The following is a 13,876-nucleotide window of genomic DNA, read 5'->3' on the forward strand; positions in this document are numbered from 1 at the left end:
ACCTACCCCGTGTTGATCGTCAGCAAACTCTTGATGCGCGTTATCAAGGCCCACGCCCGTTGGCGTTGGCGCGCCTGACTTTATCTCCTGCCGGTTTTTCCGGCCCAGTATCGCTTTGCCTTTTTCACACCGCTGTCACTGTCACTGCATTCGGAAATTACCGTCGCACACAGAGCGGGCCGCGTATGTCACTCGCGCGCAAGGCATGTCATTAAAGTCAGTAGATGCAAGAGGTTGAACCCAGATGTTACTGATGATCGACAATTACGACTCCTTCACCTACAACGTCGTGCAGTACCTCGGCGAGCTGGGTGCAGAGGTCAAAGTCATTCGCAACGACGAACTGACCATCGCCCAGATCGAAGCCCTGAACCCCGAACGCATTGTGGTTTCCCCCGGTCCGTGCACTCCGACCGAGGCCGGTGTTTCCATCGAGGCGATTCTGCACTTTGCCGGCAAGCTGCCGATTCTCGGCGTCTGCCTGGGCCACCAGTCCATTGGCCAGGCCTTTGGCGGCGATGTTGTGCGGGCCCGCCAGGTCATGCATGGCAAGACCAGCCCGGTTATCCACAAGGACCTGGGCGTATTTAACGGCCTGAACAACCCGCTGACCGTGACCCGCTACCACTCGCTGGTGGTCAAGCGTGAAACCCTGCCCGAGTGCCTCGAAGTAACGGCCTGGACTGCCCTTGAAGACGGTTCGGTGGACGAGATCATGGGCCTGCGGCACAAGACCCTGAATATAGAAGGGGTGCAGTTCCACCCCGAGTCGATCCTCACCGAGCAGGGCCACGAGCTGTTCGCCAACTTCCTCAAACAGACCGGCGGCCGCCGCTAAGGATCGATCATGGATATCAAGAGCGCGCTCAGCCGCATCGTCGGCCACCTGGACCTGAGCACTGAAGAAATGCGCGATGTGATGCGCGAGATCATGACCGGCCAGTGCAGTGAAGCGCAGATCGGTGCCTTCATGATGGGCATGCGCATGAAGAGCGAAAGCATCGACGAAATCGTCGGCGCGGTGTCGGCGATGCGCGAGCTGGCCGACAAGGTCGAACTCAATACCCTGGATCAAGTGGTCGATGTGGTCGGCACCGGTGGAGATGGCGCAAACATCTTCAACGTCTCCACCGCTTCGGCCTTCGTTGTAGCCGCCGCCGGTTGCACCGTGGCCAAGCATGGTAACCGTGCCGTTTCGGGCAAAAGCGGCAGCGCCGACCTGCTCGAAGCTGCCGGCATCTACCTGAACCTGACGCCCGTGCAGGTTGCCCGTTGCATCGACAGCGTCGGCATCGGCTTCATGTTTGCCCAGACCCACCACAAGGCGATGAAACATGCCGCCGGCCCACGTCGTGATCTGGGCTTGCGCACCTTGTTCAACATGCTTGGCCCGCTTACGAATCCGGCCGGTGTGAAGCACCAGGTGGTCGGTGTGTTCACCCAGGCCCTGTGCCGTCCGTTGGCCGAAGTGCTGCAGCGGCTGGGCAGCAAGCATGTGCTGGTGGTGCACTCCAAGGATGGTCTGGACGAATTCAGCCTGGCCGCGCCGACTTTCGTTGCTGAGCTCAAGAATGACCAGATTACCGAGTACTGGGTCGAGCCCGAAGATCTCGGCATGAAGAGCCAGAGCCTGCATGGCCTGGCGGTCGAGAGCCCGGAAAAGTCGCTGGAATTGATCCGCGATGCATTGGGGCGGCGCAAGACCGAGAATGGCCAAAAGGCTGCGGAAATGATCGTGCTCAATGCCGGTGCCGCGCTGTACGCCGCCGATCACGCCATGACCCTCAAGCAAGGCGTCGAGCTTGCCCACGACGCACTGCACACCGGCCTTGCCCGGGAAAAACTCGAAGAGCTGGGCGCTTTCACCGCCGTATTCAAGCTGGAGAATGAAGGATGAGTGTACCGACGGTTCTGGAAAACATTCTCGCGCGCAAGGTTCAGGAAGTTGCCGAGCGCAGCGCCCGGGTCAGCCTCGCCGAGCTTGAGCGCCTGGCTGCCGCCGCCGATGCACCACGCGGTTTTGCCAAGGCGCTGATCGAACAGGCCAAGCGTAAACAGCCTGCAGTCATCGCCGAGATCAAGAAGGCTTCGCCGAGCAAGGGTGTGATCCGCGAAAATTTCGTGCCGGCCGAAATCGCCGTCAGCTACGAAAAAGGTGGTGCGACCTGTCTGTCGGTGCTCACTGACGTCGACTATTTCCAGGGGGCCGATGCCTACCTGCAGCAAGCCCGTGCGGCGTGCAAGCTGCCGGTGATCCGCAAGGACTTCATGATCGATCCGTACCAGATCGTCGAAGCCCGTGCCCTGGGCGCCGACTGTGTGCTGTTGATCGTTTCGGCGCTGGATGATGTGAAGATGGCCGAGCTGGCTGCCACCGCGAAAAGCGTCGGTCTCGATGTGCTGGTTGAGGTACACGACGGCGATGAGCTGGAGCGCGCGCTGAAAACCCTCGACACCCCGCTGGTCGGCGTCAACAACCGCAACCTGCATACCTTTGAGGTCAGCCTGGAAACCACCCTCGACCTGCTGCCGCGGATTCCTCGCGACCGTCTGGCGATTACCGAGAGCGGTATTCTCAATCGCGCGGATGTCGAGCTGATGGAAATCAACGAGGTCTACTCGTTCCTGGTCGGTGAAGCTTTCATGCGCGCCGAGCATCCGGGGCTGGAGTTGCAGCGTCTGTTCTTCCCTGAGCGCGCCGTGCAGAATCCGGTGCACGGACTGGACTGATTCGACTCTGAAGCCGGCATTGCCGGCTTTTTTGTATCTACAAGGTTATTGCGATGACTGATCAATTAGTGGATGTGACTGTCGAGGCCGGGCTGCATGCCGAGCAGGATCTGCTGGCAGCAGTGTGCAAGGGCGAAAAGGACTATGGCCTGTTGTTCTGGCGCCCGACCGATCATGCCCTGGTCATGCCGCGGCGCATGAGTCGTCTTGAAGGCTTCGAGGCGGCCTGTGCCGAGCTGGCGGTTGCCGGATGGCCGGTGTTGTTGCGCGAAACAGGTGGCGAGCCGGTGCCGCAATCGCCCGCGGTGATCAATATCGCGCTGATCTATGTGGCCCCTCGCAGTGAAGGCGACCACGGCCGAATCGAAAATGCCTACGAACGCCTGTGCCTGCCTTTGTGCGATGTGTTGCGTGAATGGGGCGGACTGGCCTCGGTAGGCGAAATCGAAGGGGCGTTCTGTGACGGTCGCTACAACGTCAATCTCAATGGCCGCAAACTGGTAGGCACGGCCCAGCGCTGGCGCCAGGGGCTGGGCGGCAAGCGTCCAGTGGTGCTGGTGCACGGCGCATTGTTGTTGGATAACGAGCGCGAGTCGATGGTGGCTGCGGTCAACCGCTTCAACGAATGTTGCGAGCTGGAGCAGCGTTGCCTGGCCGACAGCCATATCGCCCTGCACGAGGTGGTGCCCGAGGCGCCTTTGCTCGAGCGCCTCGGCCAGGCTTACGCTGAAGTGATCGAAGGCATCGCCCGCGACTAGCGGGTGCCGAAGACCACCATGGTCTTGCCCTTGACGTGTACCAGGCTGCGTTCCTCAAGATCCTTGAGGACGCGGCCGACCATCTCCCGTGAACAACCGACGATACGACCGATCTCCTGACGGGTGATCTTGATCTGCATGCCGTCGGGGTGGGTCATCGCATCGGGTTGTTTGCACAGCTCCAGCAAGCAGCGGGCAACGCGTCCGGTGACATCGAAAAACGCCAGGTCACCGACTTTGCGCGTGGTGTTGCGCAGTCGCTGGGCCATCTGGCTGCCCAATGCATAGAGAATGTCGGGGTCCTGACGAGCCAGTTCGCGGAATTTCTCATAGCTGATTTCCGCTACTTCACATTCGCTCTTTGCCCGTACCCAGGCACTGCGCTGATGTTCCTGGCCGGCAGGTTCGAACAGGCCCAGCTCGCCAAAGAAATCACCGCTGTTGAGGTAGGCAATGATCATCTCATGGCCATCGTCATCCTCGATCAGGATCGTCACTGAGCCTTTGACGATAAATGACAGGCTATCGGCTTTATCACCGGCGCAGATGATATTGCTCTTGGCCGCAAAGCGCCGCCGTTGGCAATGGGCGAGTAGCTTGTCGATGTTCTTGATCTTGGCTGGAAGGGCTGAGGCAACCATGGCTGAATCCCGGAAAGAGGCAACGCTTGTACACTTTTATAGGTAGTCTGGCGACGCGCGCCAGTGATTTGGCGTCAGCTTATCAGACACTTGTTGTTATATCGGCAGATATACTCGCACGCTTGAGCTTTTCCGCGGGCGCTTCAGGGTCTAAGCTGGCAGCCTTTTTAAGCAAGGGAGTCCGGATGATGAAGGCGCGTATCCAGTGGGCAGGTGAAGCCATGTTTCTCGGCGAATCGGGCAGTGGCCATGTCGTGGTCATGGACGGCCCACCCGAGGCAGGCGGGCGTAACCTGGGTGTACGGCCGATGGAAATGCTCTTGCTGGGCCTGGGTGGCTGCAGCAACTTCGATGTGGTCAGCATCCTGAAAAAATCCCGTCAGGCGGTGGAAAGCTGCGAAGCCTTCCTTGAAGCCGAACGCGCCAGCGAAGATCCCAAGGTGTTTACCAAGATCCACCTGAATTTCGTGGTCAAAGGCCGCGGGCTCAAGGACGCTCAAGTGAAGCGCGCCGTAGAGCTGTCGGCAGAAAAATATTGCTCGGCGTCGATCATGCTGGGTCGTGCCGGTGTTGAGATCACCCATAGCTACGAGATTGTCGAACTCGGCTGATTTATGTCATCGCGGGGCAAGCCCGCTCCTACTGTGGGAGCGGGCTTGCCCCGCGATCAATGAATCAACGGCGCAGCCCAGGCAGCAGTTGCTCCAGCCCCTTGGGTAGTAGCGCGCGCAAGCGTCGACTCAGATCTTCACGGTGTCTCTGATAAAGCAGCCCGAGCGCAATAACGCCCAGGCCGATCAGGCTCAGTATCAGCGGGAACAGCAGGGAGTCTTCAAAGACTTCGTACGACAGGTAGCCCAGGTATGCTGCCACGCCCATGGCGCCAAAGACCATGAACATCGGTCTGCGAAGCAATACCGCCAAGCCCATCAGGCCGAGGTTGATCAGGCAGTAAAAGGCTTTGCCCAGCTGGCTGTCGCTTTCCATCAGGCTCAACCCCAGCCAGAAGGCCAGAAGACCGGCAAGGTATCCCCAGAAGGCAAAGTCCTGGCGGGTGCGGCCATCGATCACCAGGAATACAGCCAGCACTACCAGGCCGAACCACAACGACACGGCAAGGCGCTGTTCCCAGTTGAAGGTATGACCGTAGAACCATTCGCTCAGGTCCATGGACATGAACCACAGGGCCAGGGCGATCGGCATGACGATAAAAGGGAAGGGGATCACCCGCAGCATCAGCAAACCGGCGACAACCGTTGCCGCTTCCATCAGCAGCCAGCCACCTTGCACATAGGTGTAGTAGTTGTGGTAACCGGTCTGGGTGTCGTCAAGCGGCCAGAAACCGGTGAGCCGCTCCACTGCGAACACCGCCAGAGGCACAATACTGACTGCAACTGCGCCGAGCACACCGGCAGGGATGATCTGCCCGCGGCGTTGCATGAATAACCCACCCAGAGTCAGAACGGCAATGTAGGCCACGGCGATCAGCAGCAAAGCACTGTCGCCGATACGCATCCAGGCCTCGTTGAGCAGCCAGCCCATGGCGGCCATGATCAGCAGTGCGCCGAGGTAGAACGCCACATGAGCCAGCTGGAAGCTAGCCTGCGTGCTCGGTTGGTGCTTGAGAAACTCAAGCAGGGCCTGGTCCTGGCCCGGGTTCAGAACGCCTGCGCTCACTGCGCGGGCCAGGTCCTTGGCATCGAAGCGTTCCGCCATGGCATGTCCTAGATACGGTAGGTACTTTTGGTCATGACCTTGGCCATCAGGCTCATGCCAAAACGCACGGGGGCAGGGAAGCGGAAGCCGCCAGCCTCCAGGGCTGATTCGGCGTGCTGTTCTTCGTCGACGCGCATCTGTTCAAGGATAGCCCGGGATTTTTCATCTTCGCTCGGAATCTGCTCCAGGTGCTCGTCCAGGTGCTTGCACACCTGATGCTCGGTGGCGGCAACAAAACCCAGGCTGACCTTGTCGCTGACCAGACCGGCCAGTGCGCCGATGCCAAACGACATGCCGTAGAACAGTGGATTGAGTACGCTTGGGTGACTACCGAGCTGACGGATACGCTGTTCGCACCAGGCCAGGTGATCAATCTCTTCTTCGGCCGCGTGCTCCATGGCCTTGCGCACTTGTGGCAGCTTGGCGGTCAGGGCCTGACCCTGATACAGCGCCTGCGCGCAGACTTCACCGGTATGGTTGATACGCATGAGGCCGGCCACGTGGCGGGTCTGGGTATCGTCCAGGGTGACATCCGGCTGGATGATGGCCGGTGACGGGCGGGATGGTTGGCCGCTGAAGGGCAGCAAGGTGCGCATGGCGGTATCGGCCTGCAGCAACAAGCGGTCGAGCGGCGAATAGTGACGTTCGGTAGCCATCGGGCACCTCCGCAAGAATGTGCCCGACAGTTTACCGCAATCGAGGTGATCGGGCTTGCCCTGGATCAGCCCGGCGGCCAGTGCATCTGACGCTGACCCAGTACGTGCATATGGATGTGGTAGACCGTTTGGCCGCCCAGTTCATTGCAGTTCATGACTACGCGGAAACCGTCTTCACAGCCCAGTTCCTTGGCCAGCCGCTGGGCAGTGAACAGGATGTGTCCAGCCAGGCCCTTGTCGTCTTCGGTCAGATCATTGAGTGTGCGGATAGGCTTTTTCGGGATGACCAGAAAATGCACCGGCGCCTGTGGGGCGATATCGTGGAAGGCCAGAACCTGGTCGTCCTCGTAGATGATCTTGGCCGGGATTTCCCGGTTGATGATCTTGGTGAACAGAGTTTCCACTACGGTTGCTCCATGTGAGGGATCGGGCCTGAGTGTACTCAGGCTGGGTATCGACGCCCAGCCCCGCGCGTTCAGCGTGGGCAATAGGCTTGATTGATGGCGCCCGCCAGCTTGCGGGTCATCCAGCGCGACAGCAGGCGTGGGCTGAATGCCAGCCAGCGGTTGCGCCGACCGGGAATGATCAGCGCACGGTTCTTGTCCAGGGCGCGCACGGTGTACAGGGCGACTTCCTCGGGACTCAGGCAGCGCTTGCCCTTTTCCAGGCGCGGGATGCGCCGCAACGGCGAGCGGACCGGGCCTGGGCAGAGCACCGAAACCTTGATGCCGGTGCGTTTGAGTTCTTCACGCAAACCTTCGGAGAAGTGCAATACATACGCCTTGCTCGCCGCATAGCTGCTCATCCATGGCCCTGGAGCAAAGGCTGAGAGGGATGCGACATTGAGGATCTGCCCGCCACCCTGGACGGCCATGGCATTGCCTAGCGCATGGCAAAGTCGGGTCAGGGCGAGAATGTTCACTTCGATCAGGTCCTGCTCGTCGCCCCATTCCTGGGCCAGGAACGGCCCGTAGGAGCGAATGCCGGCGCAGTTGACCAGCAGGTCGATGTGGCGCTCGCTTTCTTCAAGTTCCAGCAGGAAACCGGACAGTCGCAGTGGTTCGCCCAGATCGCAGGCGCGAAACAGCACTTCGACGCCAAAACGCTGGGTCAGCTCGATGGCGATGCTTTCCAGTGGGTCACGCTGGCGGGCCACCAGGATCAGATTGCGTCCCCGACGTGCCAGCGCCTCGGCCAGTGCCAGGCCCAGGCCGCTGGAGGCACCGGTGATCATGGCGTAACGGGTCATGCAGTTCTCCAGTCTGGAAGGGAGGCCAAAGCGCCCAGTTTACAGGTACGGCGTCGGGCGTGCTGCTGGCTGGCGCTAGAATCCGCCCTTGGTGGCAGCGATGCCGATAAAACCCAGGATTAGTACTGGCCACAGGCAGGCCAGGCCCCGTTCTACTGAACTGTCGAGCGGTGGCACCGGGCCGAAGCGGTTGCTCGCTTGATTGCCTGGCAGCAGCACCAGTACCAGGACAAAGAAGTCGCCGACCCAAGGCATCAATGCCAGCCAGCAAAACCAGCCGCTCCAGTTCAGGTCGTGCAGGCGCTGGACAATCAGCAACATGCTGAGAATTCGGGCGATGAGCAAACCGGCAATCACCAGAAAACCGACCAGATCTGACGACACCGCGCTGGCCACCCAGGCCAGGACGACCAGGCCACTGATCGTTGCCACCGCCAGCGCGAAACTCCAGGCCAGCAGGCGAACCCGGCCGATCCGCCCCTTGGTGCTCATGAACTGCGGTTTGGTTGAGGTGGTGGCGATCAAGCTGTTGTTCATGCGGGCTTCCTTTGCCGTGGTGCATCGTGGCTCAGCCCGGCCAGTGACGACTCAGGGCTGTGGCCGAGGCCTGTGCCTGGCGGTACTCGGCATCCAGGCTGGCGATCAGTTGCTCGACAGCGCACAGTTTGTCGATGGCGCCGACGCCTTGCCCTGCCGACCATACGGTCTTCCAGGCCTTGGCCTCATCACTAATGGGTTTGAGTTTGGTTTCGGTGTGGCTGCGCAGGGCGGCCATGTCGAAACCGGCGTTTTCCAGGCTCTGGCGCATGAAGCTGGCAGGCACCCCGGAAACCGCAGCGGTGTGGATGATATCGGCTGCCTTGGCCGCTAGCATCATTTCTTTGTAGGGGCCTGGGGCCTGGCTTTCGTGAGTGGCGATAAAGCGGGTGCCCAGGTACGCCAGGTCTGCGCCGAGTAGCTGCGCGGCGAGAATTTCATGGCCGCGGTTGATGCAGCCGGCCAGCAGTAACGTCTTGTCGAAGAACTGGCGGATCTCGGCAATCAGCGCGAACGGGCTCCAGGTGCCCGCGTGGCCACCGGCACCGGCGGCGACAGCGATCAGTCCATCGACCCCGGCTTCAGCGGCTTTCTCGGCGTGGCGCCGGGTCGTTACGTCATGAAACACCAGACCGCCATAGCTGTGCACGGCATCGACCAGTTCCTTCACGGCACCGAGACTGGTGATGACAATCGGCACCTTGTGTTCGACGCACAGTGCCAGGTCTGCGTGCAGGCGCGGATTACTCTGGTGCACGATCAGGTTGACCGCGTAGGGCGCAGGTTTGTCCGGGGCGGCCAGACCTGCCTCGATTTCCTCGAGCCAGGCCTTGAAGCCGCTACTGTCACGCTGGTTCAGCGCCGGGAAACTGCCGACGATCCCGTTGGCGCAACAGGCCAGCACCAGTTGCGGGTTGGAGATCAGAAACATGGGTGCCGCAACCACCGGCAGACGCAAGCGTTGTTCGAGCAGGGCAGGCAATGACATGGCAGGTATCCCGAGGCTGAGTAAGGGTTTAGGTTAGAACGGTTTGACCACCACCAGAATTACCACAGCCAGCAGGATCAGCACCGGTACTTCATTGAACCAGCGGTAGAACACGTGGCTTCGGGTGTTTTCGCCGCGGGCGAAGCGCTTGAGCTGGGCGCCGCACATGTGGTGATAACCGATCAGCAGGATCACCAGCGTGAGCTTGGCGTGCATCCAGCCCTGGCTGAGAAAGCTCGGGGTCAGGCTCATCAACCAGATACCGAAGACCAGCGTGGCGATCATCGAAGGCAGCATGATGCCGCGATACAGCTTGCGCTCCATGGTCACGAAGCGTTCCTGGCTGGTGCTGTCCTGGCTTTGCGCGTGGTAGACAAACAGGCGGGGCAGGTAGAACAGCCCGGCAAACCAGCAGACCACGCTGACGATATGCAGCGCTTTGATCCAGAGAAAAAGCATGGAGTTGAGTTCCTTCAGGGTTCACGGTCGTCAGATAGTAGAGGCTAGGCGCCTGGCGGGCCATCTCAACAGTTGTGGGCGTGTTTCAGGCCCCCTATTATCGTGGGCTTTCCTGTAGGTTCGTTGATAAGGGGCACGCGTTATGGTCAAGGTCGGTATCGTTGGCGGCACGGGTTATACCGGGGTCGAGTTGCTGCGTCTGTTGGCACAGCATCCACAGGCTGAGGTGGCGGTAATCACTTCGCGTTCCGAAGCCGGCCTGGCGGTTGCCGACATGTACCCGAACCTGCGTGGCCATTACGACGGCCTGGCGTTCAGCGTGCCGGACGTGAAAACCCTGGCGGCCTGTGATGTGGTGTTCTTCGCCACCCCTCACGGTGTTGCCCATGCCCTGGCGGGCGAACTGTTGGCGGCAGGCACCAAGGTCATCGACCTGTCTGCTGACTTCCGTCTGCAGGATGCCGTTGAGTGGGCCAAATGGTATGGCCAGCCCCATGGCGCACCGGAACTGCTCAAAGATGCGGTCTATGGCCTGCCAGAAGTCAACCGCGAGCAGATTCGCCAGGCGCGCCTGATTGCCGTACCGGGTTGCTACCCTACCGCTACACAGCTGGGTTTCCTGCCATTGCTGGAAGCCGGTATCGCTGACGCCTCGCGCTTGATCGCCGACTGCAAGTCGGGCGTGAGTGGTGCTGGTCGTGGCGCGGCGGTGGGTTCGCTGTTCTGTGAGGCCGGTGAAAGCATGAAAGCCTACGCGGTCAAAGGTCACCGCCACCTGCCAGAGATTACCCAGGGCCTGCGCCGGGCGGCAGGGAGCGACGTCGGCCTGACCTTCGTTCCGCACCTGACGCCGATGATCCGTGGCATTCATTCCACCCTGTACGCAACGGTTGCCGACACCTCGGTCGATCTGCAGGCGCTGTTCGAAAAACGCTATGCCGATGAACCGTTCGTCGACGTGATGCCCGCCGGCAGCCACCCGGAAACCCGTAGCGTGCGCGGTGCAAACGTCTGCCGTATTGCCGTGCACCGGCCGCAGGGAGGTGACCTTGTTGTCGTGCTGTCAGTCATCGACAACCTGGTCAAAGGTGCGTCGGGCCAGGCCGTACAGAACCTCAACATCCTCTTCGGGCTGGATGAGCGCATGGGACTGTCGCATGCCGGCTTGCTGCCATAAGTAGTGTTGCTGATAGCGGGCCCGCCTTGTGCGGGCCTTGTTGTTTCTGCTCGGCACCCAGACGAAAGCCGCACAATTGTTGACCGATTTTCTCGGAGAAGCGGATAATGCGCGTCATCACGCATTATGGCGGCATAGCGCCGGGAGATAGTCAGCATGAGCGTCGAATCCTTCACCCCTGTGGCATTGCAGTTCACTGAGGGTGCAGCGCACAAGGTGAAGACCCTGGTCGATGAAGAAGGCAATGATCGCCTGAAGTTGCGAGTGTTCGTGACCGGGGGCGGTTGCTCGGGTTTTCAATATGGTTTTACTTTTGATGAAGATGTCGCTGAAGACGACACCATCGTCGAGCGTGAAGGGGTGGCCCTGGTGGTCGACCCGATGAGCTTCCAGTACCTGGCAGGAGCCGAAGTGGATTACCAGGAAGGCTTGGAAGGCTCGCGTTTTGTCATCAAGAACCCGAACGCCAGCACCACCTGTGGTTGCGGTTCGTCGTTCTCGATTTGATCGCTGGGTTGGTTGCACCGCAAACGCCGCGCTAATGCGCGGCGTTTTGCTGTGTGCGGTTCAGGCTGGGTAAATCGCGCCGAGCACTCGCAGGCCGCGGGCGCCTGTGACGCTTGGACGATTGCCCGGAATACCTTGCAGGCAGCAGTGGGCGAGCCAGGCAAAGGCCATGGCTTCGACCCAGTCCGGGTCAATGCCGTGGGCTGCAGTGCTACTGACACGGGCGCGAGGGAGCAGGGCGGCCAGACGGTTCATCAGTGTGCCATTGTGGGCGCCACCCCCACAGACCAGCAATGCCTGGGTGTCTTCCTGGGCTGTCTGCAGGGAGCTGACAATGCTGTGGGCTGTGAGCTCAAGCAGCGTGGCCTGGACATCGGCAGCGGCAATCGCCGGCTGTGTGGCCAGGTGGTGCATGAGCCAGGGCAGGTTGAATACTTCGCGCCCTGTACTCTTCGGGCCGGTACCGGCGAAGAACGGGTCGCTGAGCAGGCCGGCAAGCAGACCGGCATGCACCTGGCCACTGGCTGCCCAGGTGCCATCGGCATCGTAGCTGCGGCCCTGCTTCTCATGAATCCAGGCATCAAGCAGCACGTTACCCGGGCCGCAGTCGAAACCACTGACTGGCTTGTCCTGTTCGATCAGGCTGAGATTGCTGAAACCGCCAACGTTGAGCACGGCCAGGCGCTGTCCCTGATGCTCGAATAGTGCCTCATGAAAGGCCGGAACCAGCGGTGCACCCTGGCCACCTGCGGCCACATCACGGCGCCGAAAATCACCCACCACGCAGATACCGCTGAGCTCGGCGAGCAAAGCAGGATTGCCTATCTGCACGGTGAAGCCGCGTGCCGGCTCATGGCGGATGGTCTGGCCATGGCTGCCAATGGCGCGAATATCGGTTGGCTTGAGGTTTTGGGCGGCCAGCAGGTGTTCGATACCCTGAGCTGCCAGCTTGACCCACTGTGCTTCTGCCAGCGCGGCGCGAGCGATTTCATCCGCGCCGCTGGCGCACAGGTCCAGCAGGTCCTGGCGCAGACTGGCGGGCATGGGGATGTAGTGGGTAGCGAGCAGACGGGTGCTCTGCTCCTGTGCTATCAAGGCGATGTCCAGGCCGTCGAGGCTGGTCCCGGACATCACCCCCAGATAAAGAGCCATCGCTTAGCGCTTGTTGGAAGCGAGCATGGTGGCTTTTTCCTGGTTCATGCGAGCCACCAGTGGCTGGCTCTGCTGCAGGAAGCGTTGACGCTCGGCCTTGGCGATCGGATCGGCCATCGGCAGCTTTTGCCCCAGCGGATCGACATGGACGCCGTTGACCTGGAACTCATAGTGCAGGTGCGGTCCGGTGGACAGGCCGGTGGTACCGATATAGCCGATGACCTGGCCCTGTTTGACGGAACCGCCGGTTTTCACACCCTTGGCAAAGCCCTGCATGTGGCCGTAGAGGGTCTGGTAGCGGTTGCCATGCTGGATGATTACGGTGTTGCCGTATCCGCCGCGACGTCCGGCGAGCAACACCTTGCCGTCACCGGCAGCCTTGATCGGGGTGCCACGTGGTGCGGCGTAGTCGACACCCTTGTGGGCGCGGATCTTGTTGAGGATCGGGTGCTTGCGACCGGCCGAGAAGCGCGAGCTGATGCGGGCGAAATCAACCGGGGTGCGGATGAAGGCCTTGCGCATGCTGTTGCCGTCAGCGGTGTAGTAGTTGGTATTGCCCTGCTTGTTGGTGTAGCGAACGGCGGTGAAGGTCTTGCCGCGGTTGGTGAAGCGGGCAGAAATGATGTTGCCGTTGCCAACCACCTTGCCGTCCATGACCTTCTGCTCGTAGATCACGTCAAACTCGTCGCCCTGGCGGATATCCTGGGCGAAGTCGATGTCGTAGCCGAAGATCCGTGCCAGATCCATGGTCATGCTGTGGGGCAGACCGGCGCGCTGGCCGGATGCTGACAGCGAACTCTTGATTACACCGTGGGCATAGGCCGAGCGCATCACCGGTTTGCTGACTTCGCGATTGAAGGCGTAACCGTTTGCGCCTTTGGTCAGGCGAATGGTTTCCAGGTTGCTGACTTTGCTGTGCAGGCTGGCCAGCTGACCGTCCTTGTCCAGTTCGATCTGCAGCACTTGGCCACTTTTGAGCTGGCTGAACTGTTTCGCCTGTTTGTTACTGCTCAGTACTTCTTGCACAGCGCTGGCCGGCAGGCCGACCTTGGCGAACAGGGTCGACAGGGTGTCGCCACGGCTTACGGTCACTTCGCGATGGCTAGGGTCCTTGGCTGGGGCAGTTGGTACTGGCGCAGGTGCAGCAGCCGGCTCGACCTTGGCGGTCTCCTCGGTGGGCGCAGGGCTGTTGTCGATCTGGGCAAACGGTGAAGCGGTGGATGCCTCTGCGTTCTGCGCCAGTGGTGCGTCCGGTTCTTGCTTGAGCTGCTCGGCAGGGCTTTCCAGCTCGAGGTTCAAGGTGGTT

At 60.8% G+C, this 13,876-nt stretch carries 17 protein-coding genes (1 of these 17 cut by a window edge); 7 read left to right on the forward strand and 10 right to left on the reverse strand.

The window, feature by feature from the left end; genetic code table 11:
* The first annotated feature begins 244 nt into the window (after window positions 1-244).
* Genes PSAKL28_RS02340 through PSAKL28_RS02355 form a run of 4 tightly spaced genes read left to right on the forward strand, consistent with a single transcriptional unit; the run spans window position 245 to window position 3,488 of the window.
* Window positions 245-838, forward strand: a complete 594-nt coding sequence (locus tag PSAKL28_RS02340) for an aminodeoxychorismate/anthranilate synthase component II (RefSeq protein WP_038606092.1) — start codon at window positions 245-247, stop codon at window positions 836-838.
* Between the two features lie 9 nt (window positions 839-847).
* Window positions 848-1,897: an anthranilate phosphoribosyltransferase gene (gene trpD, locus PSAKL28_RS02345; RefSeq protein ID WP_038606096.1), complete on the forward strand. Its 1,050-nt coding sequence runs from the start codon at window positions 848-850 to the stop codon at window positions 1,895-1,897.
* A complete protein-coding gene (gene trpC / locus PSAKL28_RS02350; RefSeq protein ID WP_038606098.1) occupies window positions 1,894-2,730 on the forward strand; it encodes an indole-3-glycerol phosphate synthase TrpC in 837 nt (278 codons plus the stop codon). Before trpD ends, trpC begins: the two co-directional genes overlap by 4 nt.
* Before the next feature lie 53 nt (window positions 2,731-2,783).
* Window positions 2,784-3,488, forward strand: a complete 705-nt coding sequence (locus PSAKL28_RS02355; protein ID WP_038606099.1) for a lipoate--protein ligase family protein — start codon at window positions 2,784-2,786, stop codon at window positions 3,486-3,488.
* Here PSAKL28_RS02355 and crp read toward each other — a convergent pair.
* On the reverse strand, window positions 3,485-4,129 hold the full coding sequence (crp, locus tag PSAKL28_RS02360) for a cAMP-activated global transcriptional regulator CRP (RefSeq protein ID WP_038606102.1): 645 nt from the start codon (window positions 4,127-4,129) through the stop codon (window positions 3,485-3,487). The genes PSAKL28_RS02355 and crp overlap by 4 nt on opposite strands.
* Before the next feature lie 188 nt (window positions 4,130-4,317).
* Between crp and PSAKL28_RS02365 the strand changes: the two genes are divergently transcribed.
* The gene (locus PSAKL28_RS02365) at window positions 4,318-4,740 is read left to right on the forward strand and encodes an OsmC family protein (protein WP_038616192.1); all 423 of its coding nucleotides are present in this window, start codon (window positions 4,318-4,320) and stop codon (window positions 4,738-4,740) included.
* A 64-nt stretch (window positions 4,741-4,804) separates the two neighbouring features.
* Here PSAKL28_RS02365 and PSAKL28_RS02370 read toward each other — a convergent pair whose 3' ends face one another.
* The 7 genes from PSAKL28_RS02370 to hemJ all read right to left on the reverse strand — a co-directional run bounded on the left by PSAKL28_RS02370 (window position 4,805) and on the right by hemJ (window position 9,734).
* Window positions 4,805-5,845, reverse strand: a complete 1,041-nt coding sequence (locus PSAKL28_RS02370) for a DUF2157 domain-containing protein (RefSeq protein WP_038606105.1) — start codon at window positions 5,843-5,845, stop codon at window positions 4,805-4,807.
* A gap of 8 nt (window positions 5,846-5,853) precedes the next feature.
* Window positions 5,854-6,501, reverse strand: a complete 648-nt coding sequence (gene coq7, locus PSAKL28_RS02375) for a 2-polyprenyl-3-methyl-6-methoxy-1,4-benzoquinone monooxygenase (RefSeq protein WP_038606107.1) — start codon at window positions 6,499-6,501, stop codon at window positions 5,854-5,856.
* A 65-nt stretch (window positions 6,502-6,566) separates the two neighbouring features.
* Entirely contained in the window at window positions 6,567-6,905 is a 339-nt protein-coding gene (locus PSAKL28_RS02380) for a histidine triad nucleotide-binding protein (protein ID WP_038606110.1), read from the reverse strand.
* 71 nt (window positions 6,906-6,976) lie between these two features.
* Window positions 6,977-7,750: an SDR family NAD(P)-dependent oxidoreductase gene (locus PSAKL28_RS02385; RefSeq protein ID WP_038606112.1), complete on the reverse strand. Its 774-nt coding sequence runs from the start codon at window positions 7,748-7,750 to the stop codon at window positions 6,977-6,979.
* 75 nt (window positions 7,751-7,825) lie between these two features.
* Window positions 7,826-8,287 carry a DUF805 domain-containing protein gene (locus PSAKL28_RS02390; protein ID WP_051939136.1) on the reverse strand — a complete coding sequence of 154 codons (462 nt, stop codon included), beginning with the start codon at window positions 8,285-8,287 and terminating at the stop codon, window positions 7,826-7,828.
* Between the two features lie 31 nt (window positions 8,288-8,318).
* Window positions 8,319-9,275 (reverse strand): NAD(P)H-dependent flavin oxidoreductase, encoded by a 957-nt coding sequence (locus tag PSAKL28_RS02395; protein ID WP_038606115.1) that lies wholly within the window; start codon window positions 9,273-9,275, stop codon window positions 8,319-8,321.
* Between the two features lie 33 nt (window positions 9,276-9,308).
* Window positions 9,309-9,734, reverse strand: a complete 426-nt coding sequence (hemJ, locus tag PSAKL28_RS02400; protein WP_038606118.1) for a protoporphyrinogen oxidase HemJ — start codon at window positions 9,732-9,734, stop codon at window positions 9,309-9,311.
* 142 nt (window positions 9,735-9,876) lie between these two features.
* Between hemJ and argC the strand changes: the two genes are divergently transcribed.
* Both argC and erpA read left to right on the forward strand, forming a co-directional pair.
* Entirely contained in the window at window positions 9,877-10,911 is a 1,035-nt protein-coding gene (gene argC / locus PSAKL28_RS02405; RefSeq protein ID WP_038606122.1) for an N-acetyl-gamma-glutamyl-phosphate reductase, read from the forward strand.
* A gap of 156 nt (window positions 10,912-11,067) precedes the next feature.
* A complete protein-coding gene (erpA, locus tag PSAKL28_RS02410; RefSeq protein WP_028942121.1) occupies window positions 11,068-11,418 on the forward strand; it encodes an iron-sulfur cluster insertion protein ErpA in 351 nt (116 codons plus the stop codon).
* 60 nt (window positions 11,419-11,478) lie between these two features.
* Here erpA and PSAKL28_RS02415 read toward each other — a convergent pair whose 3' ends face one another.
* A complete protein-coding gene (locus tag PSAKL28_RS02415) occupies window positions 11,479-12,570 on the reverse strand; it encodes an anhydro-N-acetylmuramic acid kinase (protein ID WP_038606126.1) in 1,092 nt (363 codons plus the stop codon).
* A gap of 3 nt (window positions 12,571-12,573) precedes the next feature.
* Window positions 12,574-13,876: the 3' portion of a peptidoglycan DD-metalloendopeptidase family protein gene (locus PSAKL28_RS02420; protein WP_038606129.1), read on the reverse strand. 128 nt of this gene lie beyond the right edge of the window; 1,303 of the gene's 1,431 nt are visible here — the last part of the coding sequence; its start codon lies off the right edge, out of view — the gene reads right to left on this strand; it ends in the stop codon at window positions 12,574-12,576.

The organism is Pseudomonas alkylphenolica, from assembly GCF_000746525.1.
GTDB lineage: Bacteria > Pseudomonadota > Gammaproteobacteria > Pseudomonadales > Pseudomonadaceae > Aquipseudomonas > Aquipseudomonas alkylphenolica.